This is a genomic window from Methylophilus aquaticus (genome assembly GCF_030769565.1).
In the GTDB taxonomy this organism is placed as follows: domain Bacteria; phylum Pseudomonadota; class Gammaproteobacteria; order Burkholderiales; family Methylophilaceae; genus Methylophilus; species Methylophilus aquaticus.
The window spans coordinates 23,806-41,687 of record NZ_JAVCAP010000014.1; the positions used below are offsets into that span (position 1 = coordinate 23,806).

Below are 17,882 nucleotides of genomic sequence, written 5' to 3' on the forward strand. Positions count from 1 at the left end.
AGAGTGGTCATGAGTATACGTAAATGGTTGTCTGCCCTGTTATTGCTGGGTGTATCGGTTGCTGCATGCGCAGATGAAGCCTCGTTGAGAAAAGTGATAGAAGCGGCTTATCCAAAATTCAAGGTGGACAGCGTGGTGAAAACCCCTTATGCCGGTTTGTATGAAGTGTTCATGGGCGGCCAGATCATTTATACCGATGATAAATTCAGTTTTTTAATTGCCGAGGGACGTTTGGTTGATCCCAAAACCAAAAAGGACATCACGGGTGACCGTCTGGATGAGCTGACCAAAATTGACTTCAACAGTTTGCCGCTGGATCAGGCGATCAAAGTGGTCAAAGGTAATGGTAGCCGTAAGCTGGTAGTGTTCTCAGATGTAGATTGCCCGTTTTGCAAGCGACTGGAACAAAAAGAGTTGAGCAATCTGAATGACGTGACGGTATACACCTTTTTATACCCGATTGAACAGTTGCATCCGGATGCAGCCAACAAGTCACGCAGTATCTGGTGCGCCAGCAATCGCGTGAAAGCATGGCAAGACTGGATCATGAACAACAAGCTGCCCACGACAACTGCCAAGTGCGAAGTGCCGCTGGAAAAAGTGGGCGAGTTGGCTCGCAAATATGGCGTCAACAGTACGCCTACCCTGTTTTTTGAAAATGGCAAGCGTATGCTGGGTGCACAGCCTTATGATGAAATTGAAAAGTCGTTGCAAGCAGCTAAAAAGTAGCGTTTAGGCGCCATATAAAAAACGGGCTGGTTATCCAGCCCGTTTTTTATTTTTGCGACCTGAACAGACTTAACCGCCGCCGCTGACCACCTTGCCCATTTTAAAGATAGGCATATACATCGCCACCACCAGACCGCCAATCAGCACACCCAATACCACCATGATCACTGGCTCCATCAGGCTCGAAATCGAAGCGACTGCGTCATCCACTTCACCTTCATAAAAGTCAGCCACTTTGGTCAGCATGGCATCCAGTGAGCCGGATTCCTCCCCAATCGCCGTCATTTGCAACACCATGTTGGGAAACACATCGGCATTTTGCATGGCGACGGTCAGACTGGTGCCGGTACTTACTTCACTCTGGATTTTCTTAGTGGCATCGAAATAGACTTTGTTACCAGAAGCCCCGGCAACGGAATCCAGCGCTTCCACCAGCGGGACACCCGCAGCAAACATGGTAGACAGCGTGCGCGCAAAACGGGCAATGGTCGCTTTACGAATCAGTACCCCAAAAATAGGCAGGCGCAACATCAGGCGATCCATGGCAGCCTGTAGTTTTTCAGAGCGTTTCCAAGTATAAAAAAAGTACCACAGACTAAACCCGATTGAGCCAAAAATAGCCAACCACCATTTGACGAAAAAGTCGGAAATGTTGATCACAATGACTGTTGGTCCTGGCAAGTCAGCCCCAAAACTGCTGAACAAGTCTTTGAAAGCGGGCACCACAAAAATCATGATGACCGCTGTGATTACAAACGCCACCACCAGAATTGAAACCGGGTAAACCAGTGCCGACTTGATTTTGCTTTTGATGGCGAGTATTTTCTCCTTGTAAGTAGCCAGTCGATCCAGTAGGGCGTCCAGAATGCCCGCCTGTTCGCCTGCCGCAACCAGATTGCAAAACAAGGCATCAAAATGCAATGGATACTTTCTGAACGCTGCGCTCAGGCTGCTGCCGGTTTCCACATCATTTTTAATATCGGATAACAGTTTTGCAACTGCCGGATTGTTATGACCCTTGCCTACAATATCAAACGCTTGTAACAACGGAACGCCAGCTTTCATCATGGTTGCCAGTTGACGGGTAAACAGCGAAATATCTTTTTCGGTGATCCTGCCCTTGCCGGCCAGCGCACTCTGTTTTTTGATTTTGGTCACAGTCACACCCTGACGACGCAAGGTGGCATTGACTACCGCTTCGCCATTGGCGCGCATTTCACCTTTAAGCGCTTTGCCCTTGCGGTCTTTGCCTTCCCAGAGGAATACAAATTGTTTTACATTTGCTGCTGCCATGATGGATACCTAAATAATAGTGCTGTAAAATTTACTCATTAGTCACTGCTTCAACCTCTTCAATCGAGGTGAGTCCTTGTTTAACTTTGAGCAGACCTGATTCACGTAAATCTTTAATGCCTTCGCGTTTGGCTTGCGCCGCAATATCCATGGCATTGCCATTGGACATAATAATACGCGCAATTTCCTCGCTGACCGGCATCACCTGATAAATACCTACCCGGCCTTTGTAGCCACCATTGCAATGCTCGCAGCCACCTTCTTTGGGGCCAAACAACTGCCATGTGCCATCCAGATCAGCTTCACAGAACCCGGCTTGCAGCAGGGCCTCTTTGGGGATGTTGAGTGGAACCTTGCAGTGCTTGCATAAACGTCTGGCCAGACGTTGTGCTGTGATTAACGTTACCGCAGAAGCAATATTGAAAGGGGCGAGCCCCATGTTCAGCAATCTTGACAAGGTGGAGGGTGCATCATTGGTATGCAGGGTGGATAGCACCATATGGCCGGTAGAGGCGGCTTTAATCGCCATATCTGCTGTTTCCAGATCACGAATTTCACCGATCATAATAATGTCCGGGTCTTGTCGCAAAAATGACTTCAGTGCGGCTGCAAATGTAAGGCCCTGTTTATCATTCACGTTGACTTGGTTGATGCCGGCCAATGGAATCTCGGCGGGATCCTCGGCGGTAGAAATGTTGACAGCGGGATCATTCAGTAGGTTAAGGCAAGTATAGAGTGAAACCGTTTTGCCCGAACCGGTTGGTCCAGTAACCAGTACCAGGCCATACGGGCGGTAAATGGCTTTCAGTAAGGCTTCTTTTTGTTCTGGCTCATAGCCCAGTGCTTCAATACCCAGTGTCGCGCTGGCCGGGTCCAGAATCCGCATCACAATCTTTTCACCATGAATCAGCGGCAGTGTGCTGACACGAAAGTCAATCGCGCGGGTTTTTGAGAGCAGGAGTTTCATCCTGCCATCCTGCGGAATTCTTTTTTCTGAAATATCCAGATTTGAAATGACCTTGATGCGTGAGGCCAGTTTTTCCTTAATCGCCAATGGTGGCTGAGACATATCGCGCAGTACGCCATCTATCCTGAAACGAATACGGTAAAACTTCTCATAGGGTTCAAAGTGCAGGTCTGAAGCCCCCATGTTGATGGCATCCATCAATATTTTCTGTAGAAACTTGACGACGGGGGCATCGTCCACTTCCTGTGTATTTTCAATTTCTGGCTCTTCGCTGTTTTCATCCAGACCCAAGTCGAAGTCATCGTTGCTGTTCAGCGACGCCATACTGGTATCTTTCGACTCCACAATACGGTCTATCCATTTGCCGAGTTTGTCATCTTCAACAATCACCGGAAACAGAGTAGCACCCATCTGAAACTGTATGGTATCCAGTGCATGCAGGTTAGTCGGATCGGAGATGGCAATGTAAGCCACATTGTTTTTATGCTGTAGCAATACCACCCGGTGCGACTGCATCAACTTGATGTCCATACTTTTGGCTGGCAACGCGTCAGCATCCAACGCATCCAGATCAAAAAATGGGAAGCCGAATGCGTCTGAAGCGGCTTGTGCAATGTGTCTGGAGGAGATTTTTTTGTCAGTGAGCGTGGTTGCCAGAAAACTGTTTTTCTGTGACTGCGCTTTATCTTGAATCGCAACCGCTTCGCCTTCTGTCAACAGAGACAATTGCACCAGCATGCGGGCCATGCCACCGAGTTTACTTGCACTTGCCGGAGTCGCCATAAAGTTGTTCGCTGGTTAGAAAGCCTTGTTAATGTGTTGATATAGCAGTACTTTTTTCTTTAGTATACTGAAGGGTTGAAAATTCAAATGCTTGAAAAGACATGTTCTACTGCGGCATTTATACAAATTTTGCGTGGTTTATCATAAATTTCTTAAAAGTTGTTATTTTCCACTTGACTTTTAAATTATGCTCACTTATAAATTATTCAGGCGTTTGCGTTCAGGTTTTTTGTAGCCGTCTTTAATTTAAGTTTTAAAGCAAAGCTTGTTTATTGCGACTTGAGTTCTTGAGACAAACTTTTGGGGCGCCTCCCTTTTAAGTATAAGTAAGGAAGTAGAAATGGCAACAGGTACCGTAAAGTGGTTTAACGATTCTAAGGGCTTTGGTTTTATTACTCCGGACGATGGCGGCGATGACTTGTTCGCACACTTTTCCGCAATCGTGGAATCTGGTTACAAAAGCTTGAAAGAAGGACAGCGCGTGAGTTTTGATGTAACTGAGGGTCCTAAAGGCAAGCAAGCCAGCAATATTCAAAAAGCATAAAAAATGTTTCAGGGGCACTAAAATAGAAACGGCTCACGTATGTGAGCCGTTTTTTTATGCCGTAAATTTGCTTGGCTGTTACATGTTTTTGATTATCTCGTCACCAAATTCTGCGGTACCTACTTGCGTTGCGCCTTCCATCTGGCTGGAGAAGTCCCCCGTGACACGTTTGCTGGCAATAGCTTTTGCTACTCCGCTCAACACCAGGTCGGCGGCTTCTACCCATCCCATATGTCGTAACATCATCTCGGCAGAGAGAATCAGTGAGCTCGGGTTGGCCAGGTTTTTACCGGCAATTTTAGGGGCTGTGCCATGTGTGGCTTCAAACATGGCCACGGTGTCACTTAAGTTGGCGCCTGGTGCAATGCCAATTCCACCGACTTGCGCAGCCAGTGCGTCACTCATGTAGTCGCCATTTAAATTAAGTGCGGTCACCACATCATAATCTTCAGGGTGTAGCAATATCTCTTGCAGGAAAGCATCTGCAATACAGTCTTTAATCACAATGCCATTGGGCAGTGTGCACCATGGGCCGCCGTCAATCGGCACTGCACCAAATTCTTCCTTGGCCAGTTGGTAGCCCCAGTCACGGAATCCACCTTCGGTGAATTTCATGATATTACCTTTGTGGGTAATGGTGACTGACTTGCGGTTGTTATCAATTGCGTATTGAATGGCCTTGCGGATGAGCCGCTTGCTGCCATCAATCGAGACCGGTTTGATGCCTATGGCAGAGGCTTCGGGGAAGCGGATTTTTTTACGCACACCCATATCGCTCAAGAAGTTGATTACCTTTTTGACTTCTTCAGTGCCTGCTGCCCATTCAATGCCAGCGTAAATATCTTCGGTGTTTTCACGGAAAATCACCATGTCGGTTTTTTCCGGGTGCTTGACCGGGCTTGGCACGCCGGTAAAATATTGAATAGGACGCAGGCAAACGTACAAGTCCAGTTCCTGGCGCAAGGTCACGTTAAGTGAGCGGATGCCACCGCCGACCGGAGTGGTGAGCGGGCCTTTAATTGAAATGACATAGTCTTTCAGTACCGCCATGGTTTCATCAGATAGCCAGGTATCTTTGTCGTATACAGTGGTCGATTTTTCACCGGCATAGACTTCCATCCAGGAAATTTTGCGTTTGCCGCCATAAGCTTTTTCTACCGCGGTATCCACCACCTTGATCATGGGGGGCGTAATATCTACGCCAATGCCGTCGCCTTCAATGAAGGGGATGATAGGTTGATCCGGGATATTTAAGGTATTATCGGCATTCACCGTGATTTTGCTGCCAGTCGCTGGCACCTTGATTTTTGACATAGCGCTTTCCATGTTGTTACTGTTTAATAAACCATTTAACGTCGTTTGCCAGTTCACTGCGCATGAAAAGCATGCGACGCTCAAAGACTATATTCCGATTCCCAACGTGTATGCCGCCGGGCGGCTCGATACCGATTCCGAGGGATTGCTTATTTTAACCGATGACGGTGCTTTGCAACATCGTTTAAGTCATCCCAAACACAAAGAGGTCAAAACCTACTGGGTGCAGGTGGAAGGTGCTCCTACACAAGCAGATTTGATGCCATTGCAACAGGGTGTGGATTTGGGTGACTTTGTGACACAGCCCGCCGTCGTAGAAATCATCACGCAACCTGACCATTTATGGCAGCGGGATCCGCCGATCCGTGAGCGAAAATTGATCCCGACCACCTGGCTGGAGCTGAAAATAAGCGAGGGGAAGAACCGTCAGGTGCGGCGGATGACCGCGCATGTGGGCTTTCCGACATTGCGCCTGATACGCTATGCAGTCGGCCCGTATACCTTGGACGGAATCTTGCTTGGGGAATACAAAGCGGTTGAAGTGAAAAGGTAAAGTATGAAACCCGTAGTCATATTTAGACACGCCTGCTGTGAAGGCGCAGGCTATTTAGGCACTTTTTTGGCGCAGCATGCAATTCCGTGGTGCGAGGTTCGTATTGACAAAGGTGAGCCGGTGCCCGCCTCGGTAGCGGCTTACAGCGGTATTGTGCTGATGGGTGGCCCCATGAGCGTGAATGACGATTTGCCCTGGATTCCGCCATTGCTGGGGTTGATTCGTGAAGCGGTGCAACAGGATGTGCCCCTGCTTGGACATTGCCTGGGCGGGCAGTTGATCAGCAAGGCGCTGGGAGGCACTGTGCGTCAAAACCGGGTCAAAGAGATCGGTTGGGGAGAAGTCAGCGTGCTAGATAATTCGCACGCCAGGCAATGGTTTGGCGACTTGCAATCCTTTAACAGTTTTCACTGGCATGGTGAAACATTCACCATTCCTGATGGCGCAACACAAATTCTGGCCAGCCCCTACTGCGAGAATCAGGCATATGTGCTAGGTAAGCATATCGGCTTTCAGTGCCATATTGAAATGATGCCGGAGATGGTCAAGGTATGGACCGAGAACTGGAAGGCTGATATTGCCAATTCGGCAAGCAGCCCCGCTGTTCAGTCGGCGAGCCATATGCTGGCAAATCTTGAGCATGATTGTGAGCGCTTGCATGCGGTGGCGGACAGGGTTTACGCGCGCTGGATTACCGGTTTGTAGTCTGGGTTTATTTCTGGCTATCTTTCTCTGATGACGGCTCAGCAGTTGCTGCGTCAGCGAGGTAAGGCTTTTTTTGCAAGGCGTAGCGCCTTTGCTTGTAGCGATCATATTGCCAGAGATACTGGTCAGGGCACCTGGCGATTTGCTGCTCGACTGCTTTGTTCAATAATGCGGGTGTTGAAATATCACTGATTTCGCTGAGATGAATGGCATAGCCAGCCCCGTCCGGCAGGCGCTCGCCAAATGCCATGATAATGGTGGCGTCTGATTTCTGGGCTAGTTTGCTGGCCAGTCCCATTGTGTAGGCCTGTTTACCAAAAAATGGCGCCCATTCGCCTTCACCGCGCTTGGGGATTTGATCAGGCAAAATGCCAATCGCTTGACCGGCTTTTAAAGCCTGTAGCAGTTTTTTAACTCCGGCAGCGTTTGCCGGGGCCATCGTCACCTGTTCTTTTTGACGGCCACTGATGATCATGTTTTTTAAGATGCGCAGTTTTGGTGGCCGATATAGCACGGTAATTGGCTGATGCATTCCGTAATAAATCGATGTGATTTCAAAGCAACCCAGGTGCGGTGTCAGGAAGATAATGCCTTTCCCGTTTTTCTGCACATCCTCCACTAATTGCCAGCCATGTACTTCTTTCACCAGTGGCACGAGTTTGGCAGCCGGTTGTCCCCAGATAAAAAAGGTTTCTATCAGCGCTTTGCCAGCCGACATGCGGCTGGCTTTCATCAAGTGTCGCGCATGGCTTGTATCAGCAGTCAGGCCACTTTGCAGGATGTTGTTGAGTGCAGTCCGGTTACCCTTGCGGTCGACGAGGTAAGCGCCATATCCCAGAGCTGCGCCAAAATAATGTATCCACTTTAATGGCAGGCAGGCCAGTGCTTTACATAAAAAACCTAGCATGGGCTAAAACTTAATAAAGTCATTCTGTTAAAATTCGGCATAAGCGCTTATCTTAACAAAATGTAGTTTAAAACTGCGGGTTGCCGGATTTATTTTGAAACAAACCTTACCTCAATATATTGACCCTGCTTTTATGGCGCCGCTGGCGCAACATGGCCTGGACGACTTTGACGCCCTCTGGGCGCGTGACATTGCATGGTTTGAACCACCCAATCAACGCCGCGGTGGCTGGAGCGGCGTGGGCCGCCTGGTATTAAATGTCTCATCAGCACAGCCATTGATTCTGTTTGTAAAAAAACAGGAGAACCATGGCCGTCGTAGCTGGCGCCATCCTTTTTCCGGTGAGCCTACATTCAAGCGAGAGTTCTTGCGCTTGCAAACGCTTGCAGCCGCTGGCTTACAGGCACCACGTGTCGTTGTTTATGCTGAGTCATCAGCCTCAGGTCAGCAACGTGCAATGCTGGTGACCGAAAACTTGACCGATTTTTGTGATGTTGAGCGTTTGCTGCCTGAGTGGACGCAATGGCCGCATGCCGAAAAATTACAGACACTACGTCGCGTAGCTGAGCAAGTGCGCCATTTTCATGATTTGGGGCTGGTGCATCGTGCGCTTTATCCAAAACACCTGTTTCTGCGTGGTCGAGGTGCGCAGGCCGAGCTTGCATTCATCGACTTGGAAAAGGCCAGGCATCAACCTGGACTGACCAGTCGCATGCTGTTTGATTTGTCAGCATTGCAACGGCATACACCGGTGCTGAGTCGTGCGCATCGGCTACTATTTTTCAAATATTATCTGGGTGTCAAACAGTTATCCAGATTTGACCGTTGGTGCCTGATGCGTATCATACGTCGCAGTCAGCGCTAGGTAAAAGGTGACTGGAATGGTTTTGAAAGGACTGTTGTGAGCCAATCATATACATCACCCCCCCGATTTAGCATCGGGCTGGTTAATTATAAAACACTGGATTTAACCAAGGTCTGCCTGACCCTGTTAAAACAGCATCTGGACAGTGGTGCACTGGCCGCTGACAGGGTGGATATTTGGGTAGTCGACAATGATTCTCAGGATGAAAGTACGGCATATTTACGCACTCTGGACTGGATTCACCTGATCGAGCGGTCTTCTCCTGGCAAGGAGCAAGGGTTTGCCGCCCATGGTGAAGGCCTCGACCTGATCCTCACTGCGATCGATACGGATTATCTGTTTCTGATGCATACAGATACATTTATCTATGATCCTGCGATTTTTGACAGGTGTCTGCAGCGGATGCAATCCCGGCAGAATGTGGTGGCCATCGGCTGTCTGCACCAGTTAAATCGTGGACACTTTCGCCTTGCATGGCGCACATTCACCGGTTTCCTGAAATATTACACTCGCCGGTTGAAATCGGTACTCGGGCTACCGACCCGCCCGCCCAAGCCCTATATAGAGCCCTATATTAAAAGCTTTTTTGCCCTGTGGAACACTGCCTGCATCAAACAGCATGGTTACCGATTCTATATGGCGCAGCAGATTCCCGGCTATGTGTTGCAGGATAAGCTTTCTGCTGATGGCTATGTGATCGAGCGGATTGCGCCAGCCAGACTGTTTCGCTATCTGGACCATGTGGAAGCTGGTACTGTCGGGCTTGTAAGCGGATATAACGGAAAAAATCGTCGATTGTTACGCAAACAGACTTTGCTGCAACAGTTACATATACAACAACAAGAGAAATCATAATGAATCAGCTTACTGATGGTTTGCTGCCGATTGTAATGGCAGACGGCTTTACACTGGATAGCCGCCTGGCCAGGGAAATAGGGACGTTGCTGGCAGAAGACTATGCACAGGCACATCCTTTTGCACACGCAGTGATTGACGGAATTTTTCCGACTGCGGTGACCAGGGCGTTACTGGCACATTTTCCAGCCGACCCCAAGGCGCACGATAAAGTGTATGAAAAAGGCTACGGAGGCACGCATAAACGCCAGATTTCGCCTGATGACTGTGATGCCACGTTGCGCGCTGCATTTGCTTTGTTTAATTCTGCCCCCATGTTGCAATTTATCGAGGCATTGACAGGCTTTAAGGGTTTGCTGCCTGACCCTTATTTTGGCGGAGGTGGTTTGCACGAAACCTCCCGTGGCGGCTTGCTGGGTATTCATGCAGACTTTCAGGTCAATGAAGGGTTGCAGCTCTACCGTCGTGTCAATATGCTGGTGTATTTGAACGAGGACTGGTTGCCGGAGTACGGTGGTAACCTGGAGTTGTGGGACAGGCAGATGCAGGCCAGACAGGTCAGCGTGGCGCCACTGTTTAATCGCTGTGTGATTTTTAATACGGATGCTGACAGTTTTCATGGGCACCCGGATCCGCTGACGACCCCGGAAGGCATTACCCGTAAATCGATTGCCCTGTATTACTATCAGGCACTGCCTATTCCCAATGAGACGGGAGATTCACGGCATACCCTGTATGTGGCGCGTCCTGAAGATGACGCAGTGACCAAGGCGCAAGTGAAAAAAATGATGAAAAAACGTAACAGGCGGGCGCAAAAAATGTTTGGTGGCTCAAGTAGCGTCTTGCAAAGACTCAGGCAATGGTGGCACGGTTGAACGATGTCATCAGCAATCTGCTGGCACAGCCTTTGCCGCTACTTGCATGTCCGGTAGTCAATGCACATACCTTGTCGATCAGTCTGGCGGATGGCAGCCAGTTGCAGCAACTGACTGCTTATCGTGTGTTGCCGGCGCGGCGTTGGGTATTCAGTGCTGACTGGCAAGGGCAAAAAGTGTTTGCCAAGGTTTTTCTGGGTCAGCAGGCTGACAAATACGCAGCGCGTGATGCCCAGGGTGCGCGCCAGATGCTGCAGGCCGGCTTGAAAACCCCTGCCTTGTTATGGCAGGGTCTGACGGCGGCCGGTGATGCGCAGGTGCTGCTGTATGCGGCAGTTGAGAGGGCGGAGAGCGCGGATGCGCGTTATGCTAACGCGTCAGAACAAGAACGATTGACGCTGTTGACGCATCTTGTCGTAACCCTTGCCAGCCAGCATGCAGCGGGTTTGATGCAAACGGATTTACATCTCAAAAACTTTTTGCTTGCAGAGGGCGTGGTGTGGTCTATCGATGGCGATGGCATCAAGGAAAAACTGCTTTCAGCGCGTCAGGCACACAAGCAGCTGGCTGAGCTGCTGTCCAAAATTTCCGTACTTGATCAACACACCTTTAGCGAGACCTTGTTACAGACTTATTTGCTAGCGCGTCAGTGGCCACAAACCCTCTCTTCAGAGGTTTTGTTAACGTGGGCCAAACGCTTTAAAAGGGCTGAAGTCAATGCGTATGTGCAGCACAAAATATTCAGGAATTGCAGTGATATCGAGTGGCTGCAAACTTCGCTTGCTGCGCAAGCCGTCAGTCGCGCAGGCGGCCTGCATGCCACCGACCTGCCTGCACTCGAGGTCGCCATGCATGGCGGTCAACCCTTGAAAATGGGCAATACCTGCACTGTCATGCATACACAGCTGCAAGACCGGCAAGTGGTGATCAAACGGTACAACATCAAAAATGGCTGGCATGCCTTGAGCCGTGCATGGCGACCCAGTCGTGCAGCAGCCTCATGGTCAAACGCGCACCGGCTGCAATATCATGGCATTGCTACGCCGCAACCTTTGTTAATGCTGGAGACGCGCTGCTGGGGGATGCGTGGCTGCGCTTATTTCGTGGCGGCGTTCAGCCCATGGCCGGATGCACTGCTGTTTTTTAAGCAGGCCACAGACAAGCGTCTACGGGCCGAAGCAGTCAAGCAGTTAAGCCTGTTGTGCTACCAGCTTTATTTGTTGCGACTTTCGCATGGTGATATGAAAGCGACCAACTTACAAATCACGAATGGCGGTCAGGTGGTTGTGATGGATCTGGACAGTATGCGCCAGCATCATTGTGCGCAAACTGCCTTGCGCGCGCATGTCAAGGACTTGCGTCGGCTGCTGCAAAATTGGAAAGATGATACTTCACTGTATAATGCACTGGTGAAAAGCTTGCGTGTGATATACAGCGATGTAGCACCGCTTAAGCTGGCAGGCATCTCCATTTAATTATTGAACGAGTCTTTGCATGATTGTTTTAGGTATATCCGGCGCCTTGGGGCACGATGCCTCCGCCGCCATTCTGGTGGATGGCAAAATTGTAGCTGCAGCGGAAGAAGAGCGCTTTATCCGTGATAAGCACGCTAAAAATCACTGGCCCTACGAAGCGGCCAAATTTTGTCTGCGTCAAGCCGGTATCCAGCCAGACCAGGTGGATATTGTCGCCTTTCCGTATGGTGAAATCCCGCTGACCTCTGCTGCGCGCTGGCATTACGCCAAGCGCTACTGGTACGCGCCAGACCGTGCGCTGGATGCCATTTTTAATGGTAATCGCCGCTTTCGGCGTAACCGCGATAAGTCCTTAAAGCTGATGGAAGACATGGGCCTGAAAAATGCCCGCTATGTGCCGGTGGAGCATCATCTGGCCCACGCCTCCAGTGCTTATCACCTGAGTGGCTTTAAAGAGAAAACTGCGATTGTGGGTATCGATGGTAAAGGGGAATACGCCACGACCTTTTTTGGCTATGGCGAAAATGGCAAAATTCATAAAATTAAAGAATTTTATGATCCTGATTCCCTGGGTGGTTTATACGGTGCCATTACAGAATATCTTGGCTTTGAAATGCTCGATGGCGAGTTCAAGGTCATGGGCATGGCGCCTTATGGTGATCCAAGCAAGTATGATTTAAGCCGTTTGGCAAAGTTTGAAAATGGGCAACTGATCGTCAATACCGAGTATGTCAACGTGGTCGGTTTGCGTCGCTATAAAGAAAATGGCAAGGGCTTTTATTTCACGCCAAAATTGATTGAATGGCTGGGTCCAAAGCGCGCTGGCGATGAAATTGACGACCCATACATACATTATGCGGCCAGTGTGCAAAAGCTGCTTGAAGACCTCGCGCTGCAAATGATTGAGTATTATCTGGGTGATATTGTTCGTGAAACCGGCAAAATCGTGATGGCGGGGGGCGTGGCGCTTAATGTCAAGCTTAACCAGCGTATTATCGCACTGCCGCATGTCAATGAACTGTTTGTGCAGCCTGCTTCAGGCGATAACGGCACCAGTTTGGGGGCGGCTACTTATGCGGCGCATCTGGCAGGTGAAACCATTCATAAAATGGAACACGCTTATCTGGGCCCTGCTTACAGCAACGAAGAGTGTATGGCTGCCTGTGAGGCGCATCCGTCCAAGCCCAAATTTACGCGTGTTGAAGATGGGCCGAAAAAGGCAGCGGAGTTGCTGGCGGCGGGTAATCCACTGGCCTGGTTTCAGGGACGTATGGAGTTTGGCCCGCGTGCACTGGGCTGTCGCAGCATTTTAGGCGACCCAAGCTTTCCGGGTGTGGCAGACCGGATCAATGCGCAAATCAAATATCGGGAGCGCTGGCGCCCATTCTGTCCAAGCATGCTCGATCGTGTGGCGGTCGATATTTTGCAAACCGAGCATCCTGCGCCTTATATGACTTTTACCTTTGATGTGGCCGAACATTGGAAATCACGCATCCCTGAAGTTGTGCACGAAGATGGCACTGCACGTGCGCAAGTGGTAACCAAGGCAACCAATCCGCGCTATTACGCTTTGATTGAACATTTGGAAGCACTGCGCGGGAATGGCGTGGTGCTGAATACTTCACTCAATCGCCGCGGCGAACCTATGATCTGTAGCCCAGCTGACGCCTTGGATATGTTTTATGGTTGCGATCTCGAATATTTGATGCTGGAAGATATTTTAGTGACCAAAATATAGAGTTTAAAACAGTATAGATTGTTTTAACTGTTTGAATAATATTGAAAAACTCTGATTGATGGTATTTTGGTTTGACGGAATAAGGCAGTTTAGCGATAATCATGATTCGGGAACGGGCTTGGATTCATACATCATATGCCCCAAAACTGTGGCAAATATCAAGGTTTGAACAGTTGGTCAGGGTGATTCCATCACGTAGTTAAGAACCACGTATTCAAAAAATACAGTTGAGCGATAGTCAATGAAACAATCTCACATTGAAGTAACAGAACGCATTATCGAGCGCAGTCGTCCGACGCGTTCAGCCTATCTGCATCGGATTGATGATTACCTGAATCGTGAAAAAGGGCCTGATCGTCTTGGCTGTGCCAATGTCGCGCACGCGTTTGCTGCGATGCCACAAAACGATAAGTTCAAGATCTATGCTGAAAAGCCGTCGCATATCGGGATTGTGACTGCGTATAACGAAATGCTTTCAGCACATCAACCCTATGTCAATTATCCTGACATTATTCGAGACGAAGCGCGTAAGCAAGGTGCAACCGTACAGGTGGCAGGCGGCGTTCCTGCCATGTGTGATGGTATTACGCAGGGTGAGCCTGGCATGGAGTTGAGCCTGTTTAGTCGCGATACTATTGCCATGAGTACAGCGATTGCCCTGTCTCACGATGTATTTGATGCAGCCTTGTTGTTAGGTGTGTGCGACAAAATTGTCCCTGGTCTGTTAATCGGTGCCTTGCATTTTGGCCATTTGCCTTGCGTGTTTGTACCCGCTGGTCCGATGAGCACAGGTATCGACAATACCTCAAAATCTAAAGTGCGCGAAAAATATGCACAGGGCTTGTGTGACCGCGATGAGCTGCTGGCCAGCGAATCTGCTGCTTACCATGGTGCCGGGACCTGTACTTTCTATGGCACCGCCAACAGTAACCAGATGTTGCTTGAAGCGATGGGGTTGCATGTGCCGGGTGCCGCATTCATTCATCCACACGATGGCATGCGTGAAGACCTTACCCGTGCCGCAGTACGTCTGGTACTGCAAAATACCAAGAAAGAGAAATTTGTACCGATTGGCCGTTTGGTTGATGAACATGTGATTGTCAATGCCATGGTGGCTTTGCTGGCCACTGGCGGTTCTACCAACCACCTGATTCACTGGGTTGCCGTGGCACGCGCTGCCGGCATTATCATTGACTGGACAGATTTCCATTATCTGGCTAAATCCACTCCTTTGCTGGCCAGTGTGTATCCGAACGGTAAAGCCGATGTGAATGAGTTTCAGGATGCGGGCGGGCCCGGTTTTGTGATTCGCGAGCTGATTGAAGGTGGCTACATGTATCCGGACGTATTCACGGTGAGTGGCGGCGGCATGCATGATTATGGCAAGAAGCCTGAGAAGCAGGGGGATACACTCGTGTGGACAGACTATCCGGCCGAGAGCGGCGATGAAACCATCGTGCGTACTGCAGCCCATCCGTTTAACGAGTCTGGTGGTTTGCGTCTGCTCAAGGGTAATCTGGGGCGAAGCGTGATCAAGATTTCTGCTGTGCCTGAAGATCGTCACATTATTGAAGCCCCTGCCATTGTATTTGATGCACAGGAAGAGTTGCTGGCGGCATTTGATCGCGGCGAACTGGAAAAAGATTTTATCGCAGTAGTGCGTTTCCAGGGCCCCAAAGCCAATGGCATGCCTGAGTTACATAAATTGACGCCACCATTGGCAGTGTTACAAAACAAAGGTTTCCGTGTAGCGATTGTGACGGATGGCCGCATGAGTGGTGCATCAGGGAAAATCCCGGCGGCCATTCACTTGAGTCCTGAAGCCAGTGCCGGTGGCGCCATTGCAAAAATTCGCAATGGTGACATCATCCGACTGAATGGTACGGTCGGCCAGTTGAATGTGCTGGTAGATGAAGATACCTGGGCCGAGCGTGAAGCAGAAGGCTTGAGCGACAGCAAACGTCATCACAATTCGCACGGCCTGGGCCGCGAACTATTTGGCGGCATGCGCAGAAATGTGTTGTCTGCCGAAGAGGGCGCAGTCACCTGGTTGTAAATGAACATTGCGTCGCAATACTTCGTTGCAGTTCGCTTGCCGTACTATTCGTACTGTCTGCGCTCCTGCGCCTAGCCTTGCTTGGCAATGTTCATTTACATGAAGCAAACGATTGAAAACATTTTTTTATTTATTAGGTAAATATTGCATACCATGAGCACATTAGAGTTAGCTAACCATGGCCCGGTAATTCCGGTCATTGTCATTAATAAAGTGGAAGACGCGGTGCCAATGGCCGAAGCCTTGCTTGAAGGTGGCGTCAAAGTGTTGGAAGTGACACTGCGTTCTTCTTGCGCTCTGCAAGCCATGGAACAAATTGCGAAACATGTCCCGGATGCTATTCTGGGCTCCGGTACGGTACGTAACCTCAAGGATGCGCAAGCTTCCAAAGATGTGGGTTGCCAGTTTGCTGTCAGCCCTGGCTACACCAGCGAGCTGGGGCAGTTTGCGCGCCAAATTGGCTTGCCGTTGTTGCCAGGTGTGTCTACTGGTTCAGAAATCATGATGGCGAATGCAGATGATTATTACTTTTTAAAACTGTTCCCGGCAGTCGCTGTGGGTGGCATTAACTTGTTAAAAGGCTTTGCCGGTCCATTTGGCGATGTAAAATTTTGCCCCACGGGTGGCGTCAGCGTTGAAAGCGCACCACAGTTCCTGGCATTACCAAACGTAGTCGTCTGCGGTGGTACCTGGTTGACGCCAGCGGATGCCGTTGCGCGTAAAGACTGGGCGCACATTACCAAACTGGCCAAAGAGGCTTCCGCAATCGTAGCGGCGAAATAATTCAAATCCGCTATAATCAAGGCTTGTAGTCATACAAGCCTTTTTTATTAGCTGCCATTTATGTCAAACATGCTAGACCTCAAGCAATATAAAACCATCGTCCTGGACTGTGATGGCGTCGTACTCAACAGTAACCAGACCAAGGTGGATGCGTATTACAATACCGCCAAACGGTTGGGCGGCACGGATGCACAGGCGCAGGCATTTGTTGATTACCATATCAAGCTGGGGAGTATTCCTCGCAATGACAAAATTCGTTATTACATTACCGAGATTCTGAAAGTGCCGCTGACGCCTGAATTGTTTCAGGAATATATGGACACCTTTACCGAGATACTCGATGAAACCCTGATGCAATGCGAAGTGGCGCCTGCGTTGATGGACCTGAAAAACAAGACGGCGCAAGCCAAGTGGATGCTCATGTCTGGCGGCGATCAGAGCGAGTTACGTGAGATATTCCCGCGCCGTGGCCTGGATACCCTGTTCGAACTGGGTATTTATGGCGGACCCACCAAAAAGACCGAGCATCTGCAAACGCTGATCGCTGATGGTGCCATCCAGTTTCCGGCGCTGTTTATTGGTGATAGCCGCTTTGACCATCAAGCGTCAACAGGCGCCGGGTTGAGTTTTGTATTTTTGAGTGACTGGACTGATATGCCTGACTGGCAGGCTTATTGTGAGCAGCATCAGATCACAGTCGTTGCCCATATGCATGCCATGTTGGGGCACTGAGTGGGTGTGGCATGCTAACGCTGCGAAGTACAAGCAGTACATTGCTTACCGATGAAATGCTGATTGACTTGTGTCAGGGCGGTCAGGTGATCGAGCAAGATGTGCGCGGCCTGAAGGTCGTACGCTTGAGTAATGGGGATTTTCTGAAGATTTTTCGCGCGCGTCGCTGGTTAAGCGGGGCGCGGATGTATTCACATGCCAGGCGTTTTTATCGCAATGCGTTACGCCTGCAGGCACGCAATATACCGACAGTCACGGTAAAGTCACTACACCATTTGCCAAAAGCAGGGCACACGGCGGTTATTTATCAGCCGCTCGCTGGACAAACACTGCGCCAATTAATGCAAAGTGAGTTACCCGCAATTAAATCACTGGCTGAGAAGCTGGGGCGTTTTCTGGCTGAGTTGCATGATCAGGGTATTCACTTTCATTCCTTGCACAGCGGCAATGTATTGCTAACCCCTGATGGCCAATTTGGTCTGATTGACATTTCTGATATGACGATTTATCCATGGCCCCTGCGTTGTGCTACACGCGTCCGCAGTTTTATTCGCTTAGGTAAATACCGGGAAGAAATGCGCTTACTTGATGCTACATTTTGGCGTAGTGTCATGCACGGTTATAGCCAATCCCCAAGAGGAAATAACTGCGCTGATACAATCATGGCCTCCGTTGATTATTTGCAAGTGATCAAATAATTACCTAATG

The 17,882-nt window shown here is 49.7% G+C and carries 17 protein-coding genes; 13 read left to right on the forward strand and 4 right to left on the reverse strand.

The window, feature by feature from the left end:
• The first annotated feature begins 9 nt into the window (after nt 1-9).
• Nucleotides 10-729 (forward strand): DsbC family protein, encoded by a 720-nt coding sequence (locus Q9291_RS06630; protein ID WP_306389245.1) that lies wholly within the window; start codon nt 10-12, stop codon nt 727-729.
• A gap of 69 nt (nt 730-798) precedes the next feature.
• Here Q9291_RS06630 and Q9291_RS06635 read toward each other — a convergent pair whose 3' ends face one another.
• Both Q9291_RS06635 and pilB read right to left on the reverse strand, forming a co-directional pair.
• Nucleotides 799-2,022, reverse strand: a complete 1,224-nt coding sequence (locus Q9291_RS06635; RefSeq protein WP_306389246.1) for a type II secretion system F family protein — start codon at nt 2,020-2,022, stop codon at nt 799-801.
• 31 nt (nt 2,023-2,053) lie between these two features.
• Complete coding sequence (pilB, locus tag Q9291_RS06640) at nt 2,054-3,772, reverse strand: type IV-A pilus assembly ATPase PilB (protein ID WP_306389247.1); 1,719 nt, start codon at nt 3,770-3,772, stop codon at nt 2,054-2,056.
• 340 nt (nt 3,773-4,112) lie between these two features.
• Between pilB and Q9291_RS06645 the strand changes: the two genes are divergently transcribed.
• Nucleotides 4,113-4,316 (forward strand): cold-shock protein, encoded by a 204-nt coding sequence (locus Q9291_RS06645; protein WP_013441419.1) that lies wholly within the window; start codon nt 4,113-4,115, stop codon nt 4,314-4,316.
• Between the two features lie 78 nt (nt 4,317-4,394).
• Here the strand turns inward: Q9291_RS06645 and icd are convergent, their stop codons facing one another.
• Nucleotides 4,395-5,630: an NADP-dependent isocitrate dehydrogenase gene (gene icd / locus Q9291_RS06650; RefSeq protein ID WP_370530749.1), complete on the reverse strand. Its 1,236-nt coding sequence runs from the start codon at nt 5,628-5,630 to the stop codon at nt 4,395-4,397.
• A gap of 10 nt (nt 5,631-5,640) precedes the next feature.
• Between icd and Q9291_RS06655 the strand changes: the two genes are divergently transcribed.
• Nucleotides 5,641-6,183 carry a pseudouridine synthase gene (locus Q9291_RS06655; RefSeq protein WP_306389249.1) on the forward strand — a complete coding sequence of 181 codons (543 nt, stop codon included), beginning with the start codon at nt 5,641-5,643 and terminating at the stop codon, nt 6,181-6,183.
• 3 nt (nt 6,184-6,186) lie between these two features.
• Complete coding sequence (locus Q9291_RS06660) at nt 6,187-6,888, forward strand: type 1 glutamine amidotransferase (RefSeq protein ID WP_306389250.1); 702 nt, start codon at nt 6,187-6,189, stop codon at nt 6,886-6,888.
• Between the two features lie 7 nt (nt 6,889-6,895).
• Here the strand turns inward: Q9291_RS06660 and Q9291_RS06665 are convergent, their stop codons facing one another.
• Nucleotides 6,896-7,795 carry a lysophospholipid acyltransferase family protein gene (locus Q9291_RS06665; RefSeq protein ID WP_306389251.1) on the reverse strand — a complete coding sequence of 300 codons (900 nt, stop codon included), beginning with the start codon at nt 7,793-7,795 and terminating at the stop codon, nt 6,896-6,898.
• Nucleotides 7,796-7,889: 94 nt separating this feature from the next.
• Here Q9291_RS06665 and Q9291_RS06670 point away from each other — a divergent pair, with 94 nt between their 5' ends.
• The 9 genes from Q9291_RS06670 to Q9291_RS06710 all read left to right on the forward strand — a co-directional run bounded on the left by Q9291_RS06670 (nt 7,890) and on the right by Q9291_RS06710 (nt 17,872).
• Entirely contained in the window at nt 7,890-8,660 is a 771-nt protein-coding gene (locus tag Q9291_RS06670) for a lipopolysaccharide kinase InaA family protein (protein ID WP_306389252.1), read from the forward strand.
• A gap of 36 nt (nt 8,661-8,696) precedes the next feature.
• Nucleotides 8,697-9,515 carry a glycosyltransferase family protein gene (locus Q9291_RS06675; protein ID WP_306389253.1) on the forward strand — a complete coding sequence of 273 codons (819 nt, stop codon included), beginning with the start codon at nt 8,697-8,699 and terminating at the stop codon, nt 9,513-9,515.
• On the forward strand, nt 9,515-10,390 hold the full coding sequence (locus Q9291_RS06680) for a 2OG-Fe(II) oxygenase (RefSeq protein WP_306389254.1): 876 nt from the start codon (nt 9,515-9,517) through the stop codon (nt 10,388-10,390). The genes Q9291_RS06675 and Q9291_RS06680 overlap by 1 nt, the downstream gene beginning before the upstream one ends.
• Nucleotides 10,375-11,865 carry a lipopolysaccharide kinase InaA family protein gene (locus tag Q9291_RS06685; protein ID WP_306389255.1) on the forward strand — a complete coding sequence of 497 codons (1,491 nt, stop codon included), beginning with the start codon at nt 10,375-10,377 and terminating at the stop codon, nt 11,863-11,865. Before Q9291_RS06680 ends, Q9291_RS06685 begins: the two co-directional genes overlap by 16 nt.
• Before the next feature lie 19 nt (nt 11,866-11,884).
• Nucleotides 11,885-13,603, forward strand: coding sequence for a carbamoyltransferase family protein (locus tag Q9291_RS06690; protein WP_306389256.1), 1,719 nt, complete (start codon nt 11,885-11,887; stop codon nt 13,601-13,603).
• Nucleotides 13,604-13,844: 241 nt separating this feature from the next.
• Entirely contained in the window at nt 13,845-15,659 is a 1,815-nt protein-coding gene (gene edd, locus Q9291_RS06695) for a phosphogluconate dehydratase (RefSeq protein ID WP_306389257.1), read from the forward strand.
• 153 nt (nt 15,660-15,812) lie between these two features.
• Nucleotides 15,813-16,442, forward strand: a complete 630-nt coding sequence (eda, locus tag Q9291_RS06700) for a bifunctional 4-hydroxy-2-oxoglutarate aldolase/2-dehydro-3-deoxy-phosphogluconate aldolase (RefSeq protein WP_306389258.1) — start codon at nt 15,813-15,815, stop codon at nt 16,440-16,442.
• 60 nt (nt 16,443-16,502) lie between these two features.
• The gene (locus tag Q9291_RS06705) at nt 16,503-17,174 is read left to right on the forward strand and encodes an HAD family hydrolase (protein ID WP_306389259.1); all 672 of its coding nucleotides are present in this window, start codon (nt 16,503-16,505) and stop codon (nt 17,172-17,174) included.
• Nucleotides 17,175-17,185: 11 nt separating this feature from the next.
• Nucleotides 17,186-17,872: a protein kinase family protein gene (locus Q9291_RS06710; RefSeq protein ID WP_306389260.1), complete on the forward strand. Its 687-nt coding sequence runs from the start codon at nt 17,186-17,188 to the stop codon at nt 17,870-17,872.
• Nucleotides 17,873-17,882: the final 10 nt, after the last annotated feature.

Coding starts and splice junctions, on each gene's coding strand:
- Q9291_RS06630 (WP_306389245.1), top strand. CDS start 10: ATGAGTATACGTAAATGGTTGTCTGCCCTGTTATTGCTGGGTGTATCG.
- Q9291_RS06635 (WP_306389246.1), bottom strand. CDS start 2,022: ATGGCAGCAGCAAATGTAAAACAATTTGTATTCCTCTGGGAAGGCAAA.
- pilB (WP_306389247.1), bottom strand. CDS start 3,772: ATGGCGACTCCGGCAAGTGCAAGTAAACTCGGTGGCATGGCCCGCATG.
- Q9291_RS06645 (WP_013441419.1), top strand. CDS start 4,113: ATGGCAACAGGTACCGTAAAGTGGTTTAACGATTCTAAGGGCTTTGGT.
- icd (WP_370530749.1), bottom strand. CDS start 5,630: ATGTCAAAAATCAAGGTGCCAGCGACTGGCAGCAAAATCACGGTGAAT.
- Q9291_RS06655 (WP_306389249.1), top strand. CDS start 5,641: ATGTTGTTACTGTTTAATAAACCATTTAACGTCGTTTGCCAGTTCACT.
- Q9291_RS06660 (WP_306389250.1), top strand. CDS start 6,187: ATGAAACCCGTAGTCATATTTAGACACGCCTGCTGTGAAGGCGCAGGC.
- Q9291_RS06665 (WP_306389251.1), bottom strand. CDS start 7,795: ATGCTAGGTTTTTTATGTAAAGCACTGGCCTGCCTGCCATTAAAGTGG.
- Q9291_RS06680 (WP_306389254.1), top strand. CDS start 9,515: ATGAATCAGCTTACTGATGGTTTGCTGCCGATTGTAATGGCAGACGGC.
- Q9291_RS06685 (WP_306389255.1), top strand. CDS start 10,375: ATGGTGGCACGGTTGAACGATGTCATCAGCAATCTGCTGGCACAGCCT.
- Q9291_RS06690 (WP_306389256.1), top strand. CDS start 11,885: ATGATTGTTTTAGGTATATCCGGCGCCTTGGGGCACGATGCCTCCGCC.
- edd (WP_306389257.1), top strand. CDS start 13,845: ATGAAACAATCTCACATTGAAGTAACAGAACGCATTATCGAGCGCAGT.
- eda (WP_306389258.1), top strand. CDS start 15,813: ATGAGCACATTAGAGTTAGCTAACCATGGCCCGGTAATTCCGGTCATT.
- Q9291_RS06705 (WP_306389259.1), top strand. CDS start 16,503: ATGTCAAACATGCTAGACCTCAAGCAATATAAAACCATCGTCCTGGAC.
- Q9291_RS06710 (WP_306389260.1), top strand. CDS start 17,186: ATGCTAACGCTGCGAAGTACAAGCAGTACATTGCTTACCGATGAAATG.